Origin of the sequence: Saccharomonospora saliphila YIM 90502 (assembly GCF_000383795.1) — a bacterium.
In the GTDB taxonomy this organism is placed as follows: Bacteria; Actinomycetota; Actinomycetes; order Mycobacteriales; family Pseudonocardiaceae; genus Saccharomonospora; species Saccharomonospora saliphila.
Map to the genome: position 1 here is coordinate 22896 of NZ_KB912640.1, position 19116 is coordinate 42011.

A 19116-nucleotide genomic window follows, 5' to 3' on the forward strand; every position below is an offset into this window, starting at 1 on the left:
GCTGCCTGCCGACGTGTCGTGGAGCGAGGGCGGGCAGCCGTGCCCACCCGTTCCGCCGCGGTCGCCCCGCGCGGTGCCGTCGACGACGGTGCGCGACGTGGCCGGCGTCCTGCGCACGGGAGAGCCGGTGGCCCTGCTGATCGGCGGGGCGGCATGCCGAGAGGCCGGGTTGCGCGCGGCGAGCCGCATCGCCCGCGCCACCGGTGCACGACCGTTCGTCGAGACGTTCCCGGCCCGCCTGGAACGCGGTGCGGGCCTGCCCACCATCGACCGGCTGGGATACCTGGCCGAGCAGGTGGCCTACCAGCTCGACGGCGTGCGGCACGTCGTCGTCGCGGGCACCCGCCCGCCGGTGTCGTTCTTCGCCTATCCCGGCAAGGCCAGTGACCTGGTGCCGGAGGGGGCGCGCGTCCACACCCTCGCGGGGCAGGACGCCGATGTCGTCGCCGCCCTCGAGGAGCTGGCCGACGCGGTCGCGCCGGACACCGAACCGGACCTCGCGCCCGCGCGGCGGCCCGAACTGCCCTCCGGCGAACTGACCCCGCAGAACTGGGTGCAGGTGATCGGCGCGCTGCTGCCCGAGGGCGCGATCATCTCGGACGAGGCGAACACATCCGGGCTGCTGCTGCCCGCGGCGACGGCGGGCGCGCCCCGGCACGACGTGCTCACGCTCACCGGCGGAGCCATCGGGCAGGGGATGCCGGTGGCCACCGGCGCGGCGATCGCCGCGCCCGAGCGACCGGTCGTGAACCTCGAGTCGGACGGCAGCGCGCTCTACACCCTCGCGGCACTGTGGACCCAGGCGCGGGAGAACCTCGACGTCACGACGGTGGTGCTCAACAACCGCGCTTACGCGATCCTGCGCATGGAACTGCAACGTGTCGGTGCCGACACCTCGGGCCCCAAGGCCAACGGCCTGCTCGATCTGTCCACACCGGACATGGACTTCACCCGGATGGCCGAGGGCATGGGCGTGCCCGCCACGCGGGCGACGACGGCGGAGCAACTGGCCGACCAGTTCGAACGCGCCGTCACCGAACCCGGCCCCCACCTGATCGAGGCTCTCATCCCCCCGCTCCTCTGATCCCCGCGCTTCCGGGCGTGCCGTGTGGCCCCTCGCTCCGGTGAACCCGGAGAAGGGGCCCGCACGGCACGCCGTCCGGACGCCTTCTTACTGGGCGACCACGATCATGTGGCCCTGGCCGGGGAGATTGTCCGACCTGGTCATGTCATAGAGCTCGCGGGAGTCGGCGAGGTAGTTCTCGTCGTGTGCCGGGTCCCAGACCATGACGTTGTCCACGCTGATCCCGTCGCCCGACTCCACACCGGCGTAACCGTGGACCACGAGGAAATGCATCTCCAGCGCGCCGGGCGACGAGCTCCACCACGGGATGTCGGCGACCTGCACCACGGCCCCGGCAGGCTGGTCGAGATCCACCGACGTGCTCAGCCGGTTCTTCACCAGGCTCCACTTCTCGCTGGTGGACCCCTCGTCGGCGTAGTCGTGGTAGACGTAGTCGGTGGCGCCGCTGCCTAGTTCCTCGTTGAGCACGTCACGCACATCCCACGGCATGCTGCCATAGATCGAGCTGGTGCCCAGCTTGTCCGCGTAGTCCGACTGCGAACCCAACGGTGTGTGGTGCATCGAACTCAGGATCGCCCTGGTGGCCGCCACCCCGCACCAGGTGTCCTCCTCCTGCCGCTGGTCGTTGGCATACATCTGGCCGACCCACAGCGTCGGCTGCCACGTTCCGTTCACCTCGACGTCGACCCGGAGCCGCGCGGCCGCGCCGTCGGTCGAGCCCGAGGGCCCGCGACACGAGCGGTTGTCACTGAGCAACGCGGCCTCACAGACGGCGATCGACAGGTCCCCGGTCGCGTCGATCATGGTCAGTTTGGCGCGGACGACGGCGTCATGGCCGACCGAGTCGGCGGTGAGGTGCGGCACCACCCGGCCCGCGCGGTACTCGAGGCACCCCCGGTAGAAGATGCCGGAGTCGTTGTACTGGTCGGTGCACAGCGCCTCGCCGTACTCCATTCCGTCGCCGTCCCAGTCCTCACTGAGATAGGACACGGTGTCCCAGTCGGTCGAGGTGGTCGGGTCCGCCGTCGGGGAGACGACGGCGTAGATGTTGCTGTAGGAGTGGCCGGTGGCCCCGGCGTCGGGGTCGTGCGGGTCGAAGGGGCCGACCTTTTTCACCTGGTTGCCGTAATTGCCCTCGACGGTGACGATGTCTCCGTCGGGCAGCACCTCGACCACCACGCCGATGTGGTGGCTGTTGTAGTAGTCGGTTCCGTAGAGCACGACGTCACCCGGCCGGATGGCGTCCTTGGACGTGAGCAGGCCATGGTTGCGGCCCCACGTCTCGAAACTGCCGGTGTAGGGGAAGTACACGTCGATCCCGGCCTGCTGCCAAGCCCACGAAGCGAACATCGAGCACCACGGGGCACCACACACGACCTCGCCCTGGTAGCCGTACGGGTTGCAGTTGTCGCCCCACTCGTGGGTTCCGAGCTGGCCGTAGGCGGCGTTGACGATCGCCGCCCGCTTCTCCGACCCCTCGACGCTGCCGGGTGTCGGAGTAGTGGGCACGGTCGGGTTACCCGGACCACCTGACGGCTTGGGATCGTCGTCGCACCGGGGTAGCACGATGTCCCACGATCCGGTGGAGACGTAGTAGTCGGGCACCCATACCCCGTCACTGGTGTAGTCCCATACCGCGTAGCCGCCGTAGTTGAACTCGCCGTAGGCCTGGCACTCGATCGTGAGGTACGAGCCCGCCGGATACATGTCCCAGACGTTGTCCGCGTCGAGGCTCTTGGCGTGGTACCCGTTCAGCGTCGCCTTCGCCAGGAACCGGTTGCCACCGCCCGAGGCCGGATCGTCGTCGCAGCGGTTCAGTACCAGCCCGTTCGACCCGGTGATCACGTAGTAGTCGGGCACCCAGAGACCGTCACTGGTCAGTCCCCACAGGGCCGATCCGCCGTAGTTCACCTCGCCGTAGGCCTGACACATGAGGGTCAGGTAGCTGCCCTCGGGATAGGCGTCCCACACATTGTCCGCCGAGAGCGACTTCGCGTGGTAGCCGTTGAGCGTCACTCTGGTCTTGAACTGCGCGCCGCCACCGGGGTTGGCGCCCGTACCACCGTCGATGCCGAGCGACGAGCAGAGCGGCACGCCCGGTAGCCGGTCGTCGGTTCCGGTGGTGACGTAGGCGTCGGGAACCCAGTAGCCGTCCGTGGTGTAGATCCACAGCGTGGAGCCGCCCGCGCTGATCCCGTAGTCCTGGCAGTGGACGTACAGCGAGCTGCCATCGGGGTAGGCGTCGGTGCGCACGCGGTCGTCGGGGTCGGCACTGCCCCTGCCGTCCACGGCGAACTTCACCGGATAAGGACCTGAGTCGGCGCCTCCGGACGACGGGGTGCCGTTGATGCCGAGCGAGAGGCACCGGGGCACACCGGTGAGGTAGCCGTCGGTTCCGGTGGTGACATAGGCGTCCGGGACCCAATAGCCGTCGTCGGTGTAGATCCACAGCGTCGATCCGCCCGCGGGCAGGCCGGAGTCCTGGCACACGACGTGCACGTCGTCGCCCGTCAGGTAGGCGTCGGTGGCGACCCGGTCGTCAGGGTCCATACTCGCCCGGCCATCGATGGCGAACTTCGCCGGATACGGGCCGTGGGTGGGCTCGGCGGCCGCAGGTGTGGATTCCACCACCGCGAGAGCGGTCGAGGCCACCAGCAGCGCGAGCAGAGTGGACAGTTGCCGCGTGAGTCTCGCCAAGGCTCCTCCACGGAAATGCGGGCACGCCGGTCGGCGTGCCCGGATGAAGGACCGGCCGGGCCGCATCGGCCCGGTTTTCGGTCCGTGGAGCACCGCCCGATCGAGGACGGTGTGAGCTTAGCGTGAACGCGGCCCTCTGCCGCTACGCCGATCAGTCCCCTCCCCCTGCCCCGCTCAGCTCAACCCGCGCTCACCGCGCCATCCCGCGAAGGACCGCGGTGGCACCGCCACGACCGAGCTCACGCGACCTCGCGCGGGCACGCCGCGTCGCACCGGTGCCGCCCCTCCTCAACGCGGCAAGGCCTCCTTCACCGCGTTCAGTGCAGTGAAGGAGGCCTTGACGGCATGCCACCAACACCCGCGCCCGGCACGCCGGACGGGCGCGGGCGGGGTACTACTCGAACGACTCACCCTTCTCGGCCTTGTCCACCAGGGACTTCGGCGGCTCGAAGTGGCTGCCGTAGCGCTGGGCCAGCTCACGCGACCGCGCCACGAAGCCCTTCAGCCCACCGGGGTACTGGTTCATGTACTGCACCACGCCACCGGTCCACGGCGGGAACCCGATTCCGAAGATGGAACCGATGTTGGCGTCCTGCACCGAGGTGAGCACGCCCTCGTCGAAGCACTTGACCGTTTCGAGCGCCTCGGCGAAGAGCATCCGCTCCTTGAGGTCGTCGAACGGCACCTCCCCGCTGCCGCTGCCGAACGCCTCGCGCAGTCCCGGCCAGAGCCGGGTGCGCTTGCCCGACTCGTCGTACTCGTAGAAGCCGGAACCGCTGGAACGGCCCTTGCGATCGAACTCGTCGATCATCCGGTCGATGACCGAGTCGGACGGGTGTGGCGTCCACGTGCCGCCCTCCGCCTCGACGGCCGCCTTGCTCTCCTCGCGGATCTTGCGCGGCAGCGTCAGGGTCAGCTCGTCCATGAGCTGGAGCGGCGGCGACGGGTACCCGGCCTGCGAGCCGGCCTGCTCGATGCTGGCGGGCTCGACACCCTCCCCGACGGCGGCCACGGCCTCGTTGATGAACGTGCCGATCACGCGGCTGGTGAAAAAGCCCCGGCTGTCGTTGACCACGATCGGGGTCTTCTTGATCTGGAGGGTGAAGTCGAAGACCTTCGCCAGCGTCGCGTCGGAGGTCTTCTCCCCGCGGATGATCTCCACGAGCGGCATCTTGTCCACCGGCGAGAAGAAGTGGATGCCGATGAAGTCCTCCTGCCGCGTGACCCCCTCGGCCAGGCCGGTGATCGGCAGCGTCGAGGTGTTGGAGCCCAGCACCGCGTCCGCGTTCACCACGTCCTCGATCTCGGAGAAGACCTTGTGCTTGAGCTCGGTGCTCTCGAACACGGCCTCGATCACGAAATCCACGCCCGCGAGGTCCTGCGGATCACCGGTCGTGGTGATCCGGTCCAGCAGGGCGTCACTGCGCTCCTGGGTGGTCTTGCCCCGCTTGAGGGCCTTCTCCTCCAGCTTGCGGGCGTAGTCCTTGCCCTTCTCGGCGTTCTCCGTCGAGACGTCCTTGAGCACGACGTCGATGCCCGCCTTGGCGGAGACGTAGGCGATGGCCGCGCCCATCATTCCCGCGCCGAGCACACCGACCTTACGGGCCCGGTACTGCTCGTAGCCGTCGGGACGGGAACCACCCGAGTTGATGTGCTGCAGATCGAAGAAGAACGCCTTGGTCATGTTCTTCGCGACCTGGCCGGTCGCCAGGCTGACGAAGTAGCGGGTCTCGATCTCGAAGGCGGTGTCGATGTCGACCTGGGCACTCTCGACCGCGGTGGCGAGGATCGCGCGCGGCGCGGGCATCGGCGCGCCCTTGAGCTGCTTGCGCAGCGTCGCGGGGAACGCGGGCAGGTTGGCCGCGAACTTCGGGTTGGACGGCGTGCCGCCGGGGATCTTGTAGCCCTTGACGTCCCAGGGCTGCTGCGCCTCGGGGTTGGCCTTGATCCACTCCTTGGCCTTGGGCAGCAGCTCGTCGACGGAATCGACCAGCTCGTGCACCAGGCCCAGCTCCAGCGCCTTGGCGGGCTTGTGCCGCTGGCCCTCGACCAGCACGTTGAGCACCGCGCTCTGGATGCCCAGCAGGCGCACCGTGCGAACGATGCCGCCACCACCGGGCAGCAGGCCCAGCGTCACCTCGGGCAGGCCGATCTGACTGCCCTTGACGTCGGCGGCGATGCGGTGGTGGCAGGCCAGCGCGATCTCGAGGCCGCCGCCGAGCGCGGCCCCGTTCAGCGCGGCGACGACGGGCTTGCCGAGCGTCTCCAGCCTGCGCAGCTGCCGCTTCATCTCGTTGCTCTGGTCGGTGATCGCACCGGCCAGCTCCGGCGTCGCCTGGATCAGGTCGTTGAGGTCGCCGCCCGCGAAGAAGGTCTTCTTCGCCGAGGTGAGCACCACACCGGTGATGGAGTCCCGCTCGGCCTCCAGCCGGTCGACGATCACACTCAGCGACTCGCGGAAGTCGGCGTTCATCGTGTTCGCCGACTGCGCCGGGTCGTCGAGGGTGAGCACGACGATGCCGTCGGAGTCGATCTCCCAGCGGATGGTCTTGGCTGCGTTGGATTCAGTCATCGTTTGTCGTCGTCCCTCACACGCGCTCGATGATCGTGGCGAGGCCCATGCCGCCGCCGATGCACAGGGTCACGAGCGCGCGCCGGGCCTGGCGCCGCTCCAGTTCGTCCACCATCGTGCCGAGGATCATCGCGCCGGTCGCGCCGAGCGGGTGGCCCATGGCGATGGCTCCGCCGTTGACGTTGACCTTCTCCTCGGGGAGGTCGAGGTCGTTCATCCACTTGAGGACCACGGAGGCGAAGGCCTCGTTCAGCTCGAACAGGTCGATGTCGTCGACGGTGAGCCCGGCCTGGGCCAGCACCTTCCGCGTGGCAGGGGTGGGACCGGTCAGCATGATCGTCGGATCCGAACCCGTGACCGCGGTGGCGACCACACGCGCCCGCGGCGTCAGCCCGGCCCGCTTGCCGACCTCCTCGTCACCGACCAGCACCAGCGCGGCGCCGTCCACGATGCCCGACGAGTTCCCGCCGGTGTGCACGTGGTCGATCGACTCCACCGAGTGGTACTTCTGCAACGCCACGGCGTCGAACCCGGCGAAGTCGCCGATGTCGGCGAAGGCGGGCTTGAGCTTGGACAACGATTCCATCGTCGTGCCGGGCCTGCGGTGCTCGTCGTGGTCGAGGATGGTGACCCCGTTGATGTCGCGCACGGGCACGACCGACTTCGAGAAGTACCCGCCCGCCCATGCGGCCTCGGCCTTCTCCTGGGAGCGCACGGCGAAGCGGTCGACATCCTCGCGGGAGAATCCCTCGATCGTGGCGATCAGGTCGGCACCGATGCCCTGCGGCACGAAGTAGGAGTCGTAGTTGGTGGCCGGGTCGGTGAACATCGCGCCGCCGTCCGAACCCATCGGCACGCGCGACATCGACTCGACACCGCCGCCGAGGACGAGCTTGTCCCAGCCCGCGCGGACCTTCTGGGCAGCCTGGTTGACGGCCTCGAGCCCGGACGCGCAGAACCGGTTGAGCTGCACACCGGCGACGGTCTCGGGCAACCCGGACGCGATCGCGGCGGCGCGGGCGATGTCGGCACCCTGGTCGCCCACCGGAGAGACGACACCCAAGATGATGTCGTCGATCAGGGCCGGGTCCATGTCCGGGTGCCGGGCCTTCAGCTCGTCGACAAGGCCGACGACCAGGTCGAGCGGCTTGGTCCCGTGCAGGGAGCCGCCCTTGTTCTTGCCACGAGGCGTGCGGATCGCCTCGTAGATGAACGCCTCTGTACTCACACCCACGGTCCTTCCTGGCGGAGTCCGCCTTTCGTGGTGCTGCCTGTCATGGTGCTAATCGCTACTAACATAATCCCGCGTTCGCGCAGGCTGTCAACGGGTTGTCACGGGAACGACAGACGCTAGAGTGTGCTCACGTTATGGACGGTGTACCCAGCAGGCCCAAACGCCCTCGCGACCGGAGGAGCCAACTCGCCGCGGTCGCCTCGGAGCTGTTCCGCGAGCGCGGCTACCACGGCGTGAGCATCAACGACATCGCCGCCGCGGCGGGTGTGACCGGCCCCGCCCTCTACCGGCACTTCCCGGACAAGCAAGCCGTCCTCGCCCACGTCCTGCTCACCGGGCTGTCCGACATGGAGGCGGCCACCGAGGCCGCACTCGACGCCGAGCACGCGGACACCACGCGGATCCGCGAGCTGCTCGAACGGCTGGCCGCGCGCGCGGTCGAGCGTCGCGACGTCGCCGCGCTGTGGCGGTGGGAGGGCCGTCACCTCGACCCGGAGAGCAGGCAGGAGGTGCGCCGCCGCTCCGCGGCGATGCTCTCGGCGTGGTCGAAGGTGCTGCTGCGCCGCCGCCCCGAGCTGTCGCCGGAGGACGCGGAACTGCTGTGCTGGGCGGCGCTGTCGGTGTTCGGCAGCGTGTCGGTGCACCGCACCCGGCTGCCCAAACGCCGCTTCGCCCAACTGCTCAGCACGCTGGCCCTGCGCGTGCTGCACACCGACCTGCCCGCACCTCCCGCCGTCGACAACGGAGACGACACCGGCGACGAAGACGAAGGCGGGAGCGCGAGCCCGCGGCAGGCGCCCGGCCCGCCACCCCTGCCGCCCTCGCGCAGGGAACGACTGCTCACCGAGGCGGCCGAACTGTTCCGCAGGCGTGGGTTCACCGACGTCAGCATGGAAGACATCGGCCAGGCCGCCGGCATCGCCGGGCCCAGCGTGTACCGGCACTTCTCCGGCAAGGCCGGCCTGCTGGCCGCCATCGGGCGACGCGCGGGCGACCGGCTGGCACGGGGCGCCGAACAGGCGGTGCGCTCCAGCGCCCCGCCGGACGAGCGGGAGGCCCTGCGCAGGCTGGTCGACTCCTACGTGCGCACGCTGACCGGACCTCCGGAGCTGCTGGTGGCGTTCTCGGTGGACCACGTGCACATCGCCGAGCGCGACCGCGCGGAGCTGGTGCGCATCCAACGGGACTACGTCGCGCAGTGGGTCGGTCTGGCCCAAGCCGTTCATCCCGAGTCGGATACCCGCGAAATCAAGATCGTCGTGCACGCGGCGTTGACGATCGCGAACGATTTGACCCGCACCCGGCGTGTGGCCGGGCGGGACAACCTCGCCACGGAGCTGGCGACACTGCTGCGCGCCGTGCTCGATGTGCGCTGATCGGCGACCCTGCTGGCGTCCCGCCCCGGCGAACCGCTAACCTACTCGCGAGTAGGTAACCGGAGGGATCAGCTGTGGCCAGACAGAAAGCGACCAAGCGCGACGCCATGGGCCTCGGCCTCGCCGCGCTCAACCGGATCGCCGGGAGCACACTGCTCGACCGCGCCGGACTGCGGCGGCCCGTGGAGAACGTCGTGGCCACGGCCACGCGCCAGGGCTTCCGCGCGGCGGGCGCCGCGCAGCGCACCTTCAAGGCGACCACCCGGCTCACCAGGCCCGCACGGCCCGCACCCGCGCCGGAGGCGGGGCTGTTCGACCTCACCCCCACCGACGAGCAGCGGATGATCGTCGAGGCGGTCACCGAGTTCGCCGCCGAGCAGCTTCGCCCCGCCGCCGCGGAGGCCGATACGACGAGCGCCCCGCCGGACGGCCTGCTGGACCGGGCCGCCGAGCTGGGGTTGACCGTCGTCGGCGTGCCCGAGGAGCTCGGCGGCGTCAGCACCGAACGCTCCACGGTGACCAACGCACTCGTCGCCGAGTCGCTCGCGCACGGGGACATGGGACTGGCGGTGGCCGTGCTCGCGCCGTCGGCGGTGGCGAACGTGCTGGTGCGACACGGCGACGCGCACCAGCAGGCGACCTACCTGCCGTCGTTCACCGGTGAGGACGTGCCCGCCGCCGCGCTCGCGCTCCAGGAGCGGGCGCCGTTGTTCGACGTCTTCAGGCCCAGGACCCGGGCCCGCCGCACCCCCGACGGTTACACCCTCGACGGCGAGAAGAACCTCGTGCCCCGAGCGGGGCAGGCGGAACTGTTCGTCGTCTCCGCCGACCTCGAAGGACGCGGGCCCGCGCTGTTCCTCGTCGAGTCCGGCACCTCAGGGCTCTCGGTGGAGGCCGAGCCCGCGATGGGCCTGCGTGGCGCCGCGACCGGCAAGCTCCTGCTCGACGACGTGCGACTGCCCGCGGGCGCACTGGTCGGCGGTGGGAAGCCGGACACCATCGCCGAGGTCGTCCGCTCCTCCCGGCTGGGCTGGGCGGCGCTGGCGTGCGGCAGCGGCAAGGCCGTGCTCGACTACGTCGTCCCGTACGTCAACGAGCGGCAGGCGTTCGGCGAGCCGGTCAGCCACCGGCAGGGTGTCGCCTTCCAGGTGGCCGACATCGGCATCGAACTGGAGGGCATGCGCCTGACGATGCTGCGGGCTGCCTCGCGCGCCGACCAGGACCTGCCGCACGCGCGGGAGGTCGCACTGGCCCGCACGCTGGCCGCGGAGAAGGGCATGCGGATCGGCAGCGCCGGGGTGCAACTGCTCGGCGGGCACGGCTTCATCACCGAACACCCGGTGGAGCGCTGGTACCGGGACCTGCGCGCCGTCGCCGTCATGGAAGGGGTCGTCAGCGCATGATCAACCTTGAGGTTCCGACGAAGGCGAAGGCACTGGTCAACCAGGCGCGGCAAGCCGCCGCCGAGGTGTTCCGGCCGATCTCACGCAAGTACGACCGTGCCGAGCACACCTACCCCGTCGAGCTCGACATGCTCGCCTCGCTGCTGGACGGGCTGAACACCTCAGGCGAGGGCGGCGCGGGCGCGGCGGGCGTGCGCCGCAAGGAGGACGAGAAGAACACCGGCAACCGCAACGGCGGCAACCTGTCCACCGTGCTCGGCACGATCGAGATGTGCTGGGGCGATGTCGCGCTGCTGCTGTCCATGCCGCGTCAGGGCCTTGGCAACGCGGCCATCGCCTCGGTGGCCGACGACGAGCAGTCGCGGCGGTTCGCGGGCACGTGGGCGGCGATGGCGATCACCGAGCCGGGCTGCGGGTCCGACTCGGCGGCCATCACCACCACGGCCACCCCCACCGACGACGGCGAGGGCTACGTCCTGAACGGCGAGAAGATCTTCGTCACCTCAGGCGCGCGTGCCGACTCGGTGGTCGTGTGGGCCACGCTCGACAGGACTCAGGGCCGTGCGGCGATCAAGTCGTTCGTCGTGGAGAAGGGCACTCCCGGCTTCGACGTGGTGCGGCTCGAGCACAAGCTCGGCATCCGCGCCTCCGACACGGCGGTGCTGCGGTTCGACAACTGCCGCGTCCCGAAGGAGAACCTGCTCGGCAGCCCGGAGATCGACACCAAGTCCGGCTTCGCCGGGGTCATGCAGACCTTCGACAACACGCGGCCTCTGGTGGCCGCGATGGGCATCGGTGTGGCGCGGGCGGCGCTGGAGGAGACCGAGCGTCTGCTGGCCGAGGCAGGCGTCGAGGTCGACTACGACAAGCCGGCGAACCTCCAGCACGCCGCCGCCGCGACCTACCTGCGGCTGGAGGCCGACTACGAGGCCGCGTACCTGCTGACGCTCGAGTCGGCGTGGATGGCCGACAACCGCGAGCCCAACTCGTTGCAGGCGTCGATGGCCAAGGCCAAGGCGGGCCGCTCGGTCGTGGACATCACGCTCGCCTGCGTCGAACTCGCGGGCACGCTCGGCTACTCCGAGGAGACGCTGCTGGAGAAGTGGAGCCGCGACTCGAAGATCCTGGACATCTTCGAAGGCACCCAACAGATCCAGCAGTTGATCGTGGCCCGCAGGCTGCTGGGCAAGACGAGCGCGGAGCTGAAGTAGGTCGCCGTGTGGGGCGCGGACACGGACATGGACCGTGTCCGCGCCCCCACACACCCGCGAGTTGCCCCTTCCGGACCGCGAGTTGCCTCTTCCAGGCTGTGAGTTGCCCCTTCCGGTTGAGTTGCCTCCTCCAGGCTGTGCGTCGTACCTGCCGAGCCCACCAGTCGCCCTGTGCCACCGACCGTGGCCGGCCTTCCGGGCGGCCTACACCCGGTCGGGCGCGCGGGCACGACGCCCGGCTCATCTTCCCGGTGACGCCACCGCGAGTGCGCGCTCCACCGGGCTCGGGTGCTGGGCGTGCGGGTCGAGCGAGCCGACCGGGTGCAGGGGTGGCTGGGCCATGAACCGCGGCGTGCGTCCGTGATGTTGCTGAGCGGCGTGGACGAGAAACGGGTGGCACAGGTACACGTCACCGACCGTGCCGGTCGCGTACACGACCGGGCGGTGTTCGGACACGCGGACGGCTTCGGCGCACAGCGACATCCACTCGCGGCCGTCCTCCCCTGCCGGAGCGAGCAACGGCGCGACGTCGCGGTGGGAGCCGGCTCTGATCCGGGTCGGGGCGTCGTCCGGGCCGATGTCGGAGAACAGGAACAACAACAGAAGCGCACGGTTGCGGGAACGGTGATTGACCCGCGGCTCGCCCCGCTCCCCGGCGTAGCTGGCCTCGACGTGCCAGCCATCGTCTCCAGGCTCCTGGTCACTGGGGAACCGCACGGGAAAGGTGCCCAATCCGCCCAGCGGTGCCCAGCTCCCCTCACCGACGAGGGCGTCGAAGGCGGCGTGCAGGGACGGGGTGGTCGCCGCCTCACGGAACGGTGGTGTGGAGAAGCCGCCCAGGCGCACCACCGGCTCCGTCCACGTCGCCGGGTCGTCGCGCGAGCATCCGGTCGCCGCCCACAGCTCCCGCACGCACCGCTCTCCCACATCGGCGGGAAACGCACCGGCGAGCTTGACGAAGCCGTCCTCGACGAACCGCTCGGTCTCCTCTGCGGACAACGACACGACCAAACCACCCTTTCGATAAGCTGTTCCGACCAGCAGCGCCAGGCCCCGCGAGTCGCCCCTTCCGGACCGCGAGTCGCCCCTTCCAGGCTGTGCGTTGCCCTGCCCAACCCACCAGTCGCCATATGGCCGCCGGGTGGTCATGGGGTGAAGCGACGGAAGCCGCCTTCGGCGTCGACGACCTGACCGGTTATGGTCGCGGCCTGCGGGGCGAGCAGTAGCGAAATCACGTCGGCCGCCTCGGACGGCGTGTTCCAGCGACCACGGGGCATGTGCCGGGCCACGAACGTGTCCTGTTCGGGGCCGGCCCACCCGGTGTCGGTCGGGCCCGGGTTGAGGCAGTTGACCGTGATTTCGCGTTCGGCCAATTCGTCGGCCAGGGTGGCCGTGATCTGGTGCAGGGCGCCTTTGGTGACCGCATACGGAACCTCACCAGTGGCCGGGCCCTTGTGTTGTCCGGAGGTGAACAACACGACCCGTCCCCCAGAGGGGTGCGGCTGATACTGCCGCGCGAAGGCCTGCACCAGCAACAACACCGCGCGCACGTTGACCCGCCACGCCGCGTCGAGGGTCTCACCCGTCACCTCGTCAAGGGTTCCCTGCTGCGAGCGTGCATGGTTGAGCACCAACGCATCGACACAACCGAACCGCTCGACAGCGGCGTCCATCAACCGTTGCGGGGCCGTGAGCTCGCTCAGATCCATCTCCGAGTGGCCGAGGCGGGCACCGCTACCGCCCAATGCGTGCAGCACCGCCTCAATTCCACCCGGATCGGCGCCCCACGGCTCGGTGGCGTCGTAGGGGCTGTAGGAGTGCGCGAACACCCGCGTCCCGTCGTCGGCAAGGAGCCGTCGCGCGATGGCGAACCCGATCCCCCGACGACGACTCACCCCCGTCACCAGCACCGTGCGTTCCGCAGCGGTCATCATGACCGAATCATTCCCGCACCACCGCCGCACCGGCAAGCGAGTTTCGGACTCGCTGTCGCCGACGAGAGCACCTCCCTCCGCGGCGCCGTCGTGTGCAGCGGTCGATCACGACGCGAGGCACGCGGTCTACCGCGGAGCCATTACGCCGTGGCCGTGTAGGAGCCGAGTTCGTCGATGAACCCGCCACCGGCGTCGAGGTCGCGGAAACCTCCCTGATACCAGATGTCGCTACCTTCGTAGAAGTTCTTGTTGCACTTCACCCACGTGCCCGCGCCACTCGAGTTGCGGCACTCACCTTCCCGGTACAGGATGCCGTCTCGGTAGTTCTTCCACCGGACCACCGCGGAGCGCCCGTCGGCCCAGTCGTCCTTGACCCAGAACACGTCGCCGTAATCCTGGAAGCACATGGACATCCGGTCGGTGAAGATGCGAACGCAGTCCCCGCGAGAGCCTCCGGTCGTTCCGTAATCGATCTCGTAGCCGTAGACCGGGTCGGCCGACGCAGCCGGAGTGAGCACCATGGACAGCGCCGCGGCCGCCAGAGTCGCACCGACCGTTGTCGCGGATCGCTTCCGCATGAGGTTCCTCCTCGTATCGTTGCCGCTGCCGCACGATCCGACGGCGGCCTCAGCGATGATCAGGAACCCGGAACTCACTCAGGGTATGCCGGGGCCAGGAACCTCGACGGGCACGATTGGGACGAACGGAGCAAACCCGGAGCCGGCGTCACTCCACCGACAGGACGATCTTGCCGCGCGTGCCGCCCTGCTGGTTGACCCGCCACGCCTCGGCGGCTTCCTCAAGGTCGAAGACCCGGTCGACGTGCACGGCCAGTTCCCCCGCGTCGGCCATCGCGGACAGCTCGGCGAGGTGCCCCGCGTCCGGGCGGACCCACATACTCACGCCGCCGACCTCGTCGGCACGGGGATCGGCCACCGAGACCAGGCGCGAGGCATCACGCAGCAGGTCCACGGAGGCATCGACCGACTCGCCGCCGACGCAGTCCACGGCCGCGTCCACCCCTTCCGAGGCCAGCTCGCGCACCCGGGCCACCAGGCCGTCACCGTAGGAGACGGGCTCGGCGCCCAGCTCTCGCAGGAAGTCGTGGTTGTGCGCGGAGGCCGTGCCCAGCACACGCGCGCCCCGCGCCACGGCGATCTGCGTGGCCAGCGAGCCGACCCCGCCCGCGGCGGCATGGACCAGCACGGTCTCGCCCTCACCGACATCCACCCGGTCCAGCATCTGCCGCGCGGTGAGACCGGCCAGCGGCACTCCGGCCGCGTGGGTCCAGTCCAGCGTTCTCGGCTTGGGCGCGATGAGCCGGACGTGCGCGGAGACGAATTCGGCGTAGGTGCCGTTCTCCACCCAGTCCTTGCGGAGGTAGCCGAACACCTCGTCGCCCGCCGAGTACTCGGTGACGTCCAACCCCACGGACTCCACGACGCCGGCCACGTCCCAGCCGGGGATGATCGGGAAGTGGGTCTCCATCATGCCGTCGAGGTAACCCGCGCCGATCTTCCAGTCCACCGGGTTGACACCCGCCGTCTTGACCCGGATCAGCACTTCACCGGGCGCGACCTTCGGTTCCGCGTGGTCGCGCAGGGTCAACTCGTCGGGGCCGCCGTACTGTTCCAGAACCATGGCTCGCATGTCGCGCACAACGCCGGGCGGACTGCTCGGTGTTCCTCCCGGTCGACAACACCACACCTGTAGGTGAGCACCGTTTCGGAAGGCGTGATCTCCGCGCACGGCTCGGTCGAGGTCAGGCGCCAGGCTGTCCAAGGGTGGCGAGGGAAACCGGACGCGACATCGCCGTCACCGACGGCGATCGAACGTCGAGGTCAGCTGCATGACCCGGCACACCGCCACGTCACCACCACACGTCTCGGGACAATCGATGACAGCCCGGGCGAGGCCGTCACGCGAGGCCGTAGAGGCGGTCGAGACCGGCGAGCAGCAGGCCGTCGCCCCGCCGGGCGGATTCCGCGACGAGATCCTCGGTGAACCCCGTTGTGCTGAACAGGCCCAATACTGCCTCCGAGGCATCGTGGCCGCTCGCGGTGAGCAGGTCGCGGATGTGCTCGAGGCGCGCGAGCTCGGCGAGTCCTGGCCTGCGGTCCCGTGCCTTCGCCTCACCGAGGAAGGCGATCGGAGCCCCTGCCGTACGCGGCCGGGCACCACGTCGGAGACTCACAATGTCGACCTCGTGGCCGGTGCGGTGCTCCCGGCAGGGCACGGTCGTCTGCCCGGTGGGCCCCACGCGCAGGTCCGCGTCCGCACGGGCGAACCGGGTGATCCATTCGGTGGCCATGGCCTCGAAATGCGGGCCGAGAATCTTCGAAGCCACGGTGTGCCGGACCTCGTGCCAGACCTGCTCAGCCTCCCCGGCCTCGAGGTCGGCAAGATACGGCTCGATCACCAGGTGGTGCAGCCGGATCACCGGATCGGCAACCGTGATCACGGGTCGGCGTTGGAGCAGCAGGTCCTGCTCGTGTCGCACGAACCCCGTGGATTCCAGCATCCGCAGCTGGTGTGTCAGGGACGAGGTCTGTCTGCCGAGCAGTCCCGCGATCTTGGCGGGAGAGCTTTCCCCCGCCGCGATCGCGGCCATAAGGGAGCCGTAGATCGCGGTGTCGCGCAGTTTCGGATCCTCGTGCACGACGCGGTCGGCCTCGGTGAACAGCGGCACGGCCGGGCGAAGAACGTTGTGTGCGAGCCATTCGCCCAGGTCGTCGGTGTGCTCCGGCACCTGCGGCTGGGGGACCAGCTCACGATAGCCCGGGGTGCCACCGATGAGTGCGTTGTGCAGGAACGCGGTCCGGGTGTTGCCGATCCCCCAGTAGGCACGCGCCTCGCGGAAGCCGAACGGCTTGACCCGCAGTTCGAGCGCGCCGCGTCCACGCAACGCCTTCGTTCCGGCGAGCAGATCCGACATGACCGATATCGCTGAACCACACAACACGATCCGCATCGGAGGCTGCCGCGACGACGCTCCGGGGCCGAACTCGTCGTACAGCCCCTGCAGGAGGGACGGGAGTCCGGGTGTCTCCCGGGACAGATAGGGGAATTCATCGAGAATGAGCAGCGGCGGCGAACCGTGCGCTCCGCTCGTGCGCGCCATCATCTGCACGGCACCGGCCAGCGCCTGCTCCCAGTCGTCGAAGCCCAGGGCTCCCTCGGGAAGCCCCGCCCAGGTCGCGAGTGACCGGCTGAACCGCCGCACGGCGATCGTCTCGGTCTGCTCGGTGGCGAGGTGGTACAGCCCGCCGGTCGACTCGGCCAGTCGTCGGAGCAAATACGACTTGCCTTGCCGACGACGCCCGTACACGACCGCGATGCGCAGCCCCCCGCGCGCGGACCGAGCGAACTCGGCCAGGTCGCCCCACTCGACCTCCCGGTCGAAAACGTCGACGGGCTTGTCGAGCACAGCACACCTCCGGCTAGCGTTAACATGATTATAGTAACTGTGTTAACGCTGACTCCAGTGTCGGATGGCCCGGTTTAATTCATGACTTAACTACCTGTCGCCGCCTAGGGTGAGAGCATGGCGCCCCACGAACCCGACGCCCCCGGCCGACCCGGTCCCGGCGACGACGAGCTGGACTTCTGGTCGTTCGTCGAGCTGGCCAACCGCAAGCTGTACCAGGAGTACGGGTTCCGTCACCAGCTGGCCACCAAGCTTCTGCTCACACTGAACCGGGTCTCCGGCATCGTGACCTACGACCTGGAGGCCTCGATCCACCGGCCGCGCGGGCGGTCGTGGTCCGGATTCCGGCTGCAGTTCGTCGTCTGGCTGGCCGGCCCGCTGGAGCCGAAGAAGGCCGCCGAACTGACCGGGATGAGCCGGGCCGCGGTATCCAACCTGACCAAGAACCTGGTCGCCGACGGCCTGCTGGAGCGCAGCCCCGGCACGCACGACGGGCGGTCGGTACTGCTCTCGCTGACCCGCGCCGGGCGCGACGAGATGGTAGCCGTCTTCGGCGAGCAGAACGAGCGGGAACGCGAGTGGGCCGACGTGCTCTCCGCCGAGGAACAGCACATCCTGGTGATGCTGCTAGACAAGCTCGTCTCCAGCCGCGAAGGCTTCAACATCCGAGGCCGGAGCTGACCGTCGTCGGACCCAACGCTTGACCTGACGGTAGTTAATGTCTTAACTATATGAGAGGCCCCGTGCGGGCCCGCCACCGACAGCAAGGAGGCAGTCATGGCGTACTACCGCCGGGTCGGCACCGTGCCGCCGAAACGCCACACGCAACACCGCACGCCCGACGGCGGCCTCTACTACGAGGAGCTGATGGGCGAGGAGGGCTTCTCCTCCGATTCCTCGCTGCTCTACCACAGGGGCATCCCGTCGGCGATCGTGGACTCCCAGGTCTGGGACCTGCCCGACCAGACGACCACGCCCAACCACCCGCTGCGGCCACGGCACCTCAAACTGCACGACCTGTTCGACGACCGCGCCTGGTCCGGCGCCGACGTCGTCACCGGGCGCAGGCTGATCCTCGGCAACGGCGACGTGCGCATCTCCTACGTCGTGTCCACCCAGGATTCCCCGCTCTACCGCAACGCGCTCGGCGACGAGGTCGTCTACGTGGAGTCCGGCGGCGCGACCGTGGAGACGGTGTTCGGCGCGCTCGAGGCCACCACGGGCGACTACGTCGTCATTCCCACCTCAACGACCCACCGCTGGCGCCCGCACGGCGATCAGCCGCTGCGCGCGTACGCGATCGAGGCGAACAGCCACATCGCCCCGCCGAAGCGTTACCTCTCCCGCTACGGCCAACTCCTGGAGCACGCGCCGTACTGCGAGCGCGACCTGCACGGCCCGGACGAACCGCTGCTGGCCGAGGACACCGACGTCGAGGTCTACGTCAAACACCGCGCGGGCGGGCAGGTCGTCGGCACCCGCCTGGTCTACCCGACGCACCCGTTCGACGTCGTCGGCTGGGACGGCTGCCTGTACCCGTACACGTTCAGCATCCACGACTTCGAGCCGATCACCGGCCGCGTGCATCAGCCGCCGCCCGTGCATCAGGTGTTCGAGGGCCACAACTTCGTGGTGTGCAACTTCGTTCCGCGCAAGGTGGACTATCACCCACTGGCCATCCCGGTGCCGTACTATCACTCCAACGTGGACTCCGACGAGATCATGTTCTACTGCGGCGGCGACTACGGTGCCCGCAAGGGCTCGGGCATCGGCCAGGGCTCGATCTCGGTCCATCCCGGTGGCTACTCGCACGGCCCGCAGCCGGGCGCCTACGAGCGCAGCATCGGTGTCCAGGAGGTCGACGAACTCGCCGTCATGGTCGACACCTTCCGCCCGCTCGAACTGGGCGAGGGAGCGCTGGCCTGCGAGGACACCGGCTACGCCTGGACCTGGTCGGGCCGGGGGCCGGGCCGGTGAGCGCGCAGGAGGCCGTCCCCGCCTTCGCCCGGGGCCTGTGCGACGACGCGGCGGTGTTCCCGCCCGGGCTGGCGCCACTGGCCGAGGCCGTGCCCGCTCACCGGGCGCACCGGACGGGTGCCTACCGCGAGCTGGTCGGCCCGCTCGTGCTCGCCGAGCCGATGCTGACCGACCTGGGCCCGCTGCTTGCCGGGGATCCCG

Annotated in this window: 14 protein-coding genes and 1 pseudogene; 7 read left to right on the plus strand and 8 right to left on the minus strand. The window is 69.5% G+C overall.

All coding sequences use genetic code 11. The features are described from left to right. A partial coding sequence (locus SACSA_RS21640; protein ID WP_048876457.1) for an acetolactate synthase large subunit occupies positions 1 to 1084 on the plus strand: 1084 nt, incomplete at its 5' end. Between the two features lie 87 nt (positions 1085 to 1171). Here SACSA_RS21640 and SACSA_RS21645 read toward each other — a convergent pair. The 3 genes from SACSA_RS21645 to SACSA_RS0105230 form a co-directional block, all read right to left on the minus strand. Continuing rightward, entirely contained in the window at positions 1172 to 3781 is a 2610-nt protein-coding gene (locus tag SACSA_RS21645) for a CHAP domain-containing protein (RefSeq protein ID WP_048876458.1), read from the minus strand. A gap of 394 nt (positions 3782 to 4175) precedes the next feature. After that, entirely contained in the window at positions 4176 to 6353 is a 2178-nt protein-coding gene (locus SACSA_RS0105225; protein WP_019814118.1) for a 3-hydroxyacyl-CoA dehydrogenase NAD-binding domain-containing protein, read from the minus strand. A 16-nt stretch (positions 6354 to 6369) separates the two neighbouring features. Beyond that, a complete protein-coding gene (locus SACSA_RS0105230) occupies positions 6370 to 7581 on the minus strand; it encodes an acetyl-CoA C-acetyltransferase (protein ID WP_028661559.1) in 1212 nt (403 codons plus the stop codon). A 140-nt stretch (positions 7582 to 7721) separates the two neighbouring features. Between SACSA_RS0105230 and SACSA_RS0105235 the strand changes: the two genes are divergently transcribed. From SACSA_RS0105235 to SACSA_RS0105245, 3 genes are all read left to right on the plus strand, one after another. Then, positions 7722 to 8963 (plus strand): TetR/AcrR family transcriptional regulator, encoded by a 1242-nt coding sequence (locus SACSA_RS0105235; RefSeq protein ID WP_019814122.1) that lies wholly within the window; start codon positions 7722 to 7724, stop codon positions 8961 to 8963. A 107-nt stretch (positions 8964 to 9070) separates the two neighbouring features. Beyond that, positions 9071 to 10366 (plus strand): acyl-CoA dehydrogenase family protein, encoded by a 1296-nt coding sequence (locus SACSA_RS0105240; protein ID WP_198008972.1) that lies wholly within the window; start codon positions 9071 to 9073, stop codon positions 10364 to 10366. Then, positions 10363 to 11577 (plus strand): acyl-CoA dehydrogenase family protein, encoded by a 1215-nt coding sequence (locus SACSA_RS0105245; RefSeq protein ID WP_019814124.1) that lies wholly within the window; start codon positions 10363 to 10365, stop codon positions 11575 to 11577. The genes SACSA_RS0105240 and SACSA_RS0105245 overlap by 4 nt, the downstream gene beginning before the upstream one ends. Positions 11578 to 11817: 240 nt before the next feature. Here the strand turns inward: SACSA_RS0105245 and SACSA_RS0105250 are convergent, their stop codons facing one another. The 5 genes from SACSA_RS0105250 to SACSA_RS0105270 form a co-directional block, all read right to left on the minus strand. After that, positions 11818 to 12582 (minus strand): phytanoyl-CoA dioxygenase family protein, encoded by a 765-nt coding sequence (locus SACSA_RS0105250; RefSeq protein ID WP_028661560.1) that lies wholly within the window; start codon positions 12580 to 12582, stop codon positions 11818 to 11820. A 140-nt stretch (positions 12583 to 12722) separates the two neighbouring features. Beyond that, complete coding sequence (locus SACSA_RS0105255) at positions 12723 to 13511, minus strand: SDR family oxidoreductase (protein ID WP_019814126.1); 789 nt, start codon at positions 13509 to 13511, stop codon at positions 12723 to 12725. A 140-nt stretch (positions 13512 to 13651) separates the two neighbouring features. Beyond that, on the minus strand, positions 13652 to 14089 hold the full coding sequence (locus SACSA_RS24135) for a hypothetical protein (protein WP_157596620.1): 438 nt from the start codon (positions 14087 to 14089) through the stop codon (positions 13652 to 13654). 148 nt (positions 14090 to 14237) lie between these two features. After that, positions 14238 to 15152, minus strand: coding sequence for an NADP-dependent oxidoreductase (locus tag SACSA_RS0105265; protein ID WP_019814128.1), 915 nt, complete (start codon positions 15150 to 15152; stop codon positions 14238 to 14240). A gap of 277 nt (positions 15153 to 15429) precedes the next feature. Continuing rightward, positions 15430 to 16938, minus strand: coding sequence for an AAA family ATPase (locus tag SACSA_RS0105270; protein ID WP_019814129.1), 1509 nt, complete (start codon positions 16936 to 16938; stop codon positions 15430 to 15432). Between the two features lie 117 nt (positions 16939 to 17055). On the opposite strand from SACSA_RS0105270, the gene SACSA_RS0105275 reads away from it, so the two are divergent. The 3 genes and pseudogenes from SACSA_RS0105275 to SACSA_RS21655 form a co-directional block, all read left to right on the plus strand. Beyond that, on the plus strand, positions 17056 to 17619 hold the full coding sequence (locus SACSA_RS0105275) for a MarR family winged helix-turn-helix transcriptional regulator (protein WP_019814130.1): 564 nt from the start codon (positions 17056 to 17058) through the stop codon (positions 17617 to 17619). Positions 17620 to 17715: 96 nt separating this feature from the next. Further along, positions 17716 to 18915, plus strand: a complete 1200-nt coding sequence (locus SACSA_RS0105280; protein WP_019814131.1) for a homogentisate 1,2-dioxygenase — start codon at positions 17716 to 17718, stop codon at positions 18913 to 18915. Beyond that, positions 18912 to 19116, plus strand: a pseudogene (locus SACSA_RS21655) (hypothetical protein); the annotation flags it as partial. The gene SACSA_RS0105280 and the pseudogene SACSA_RS21655, both read left to right, overlap by 4 nt.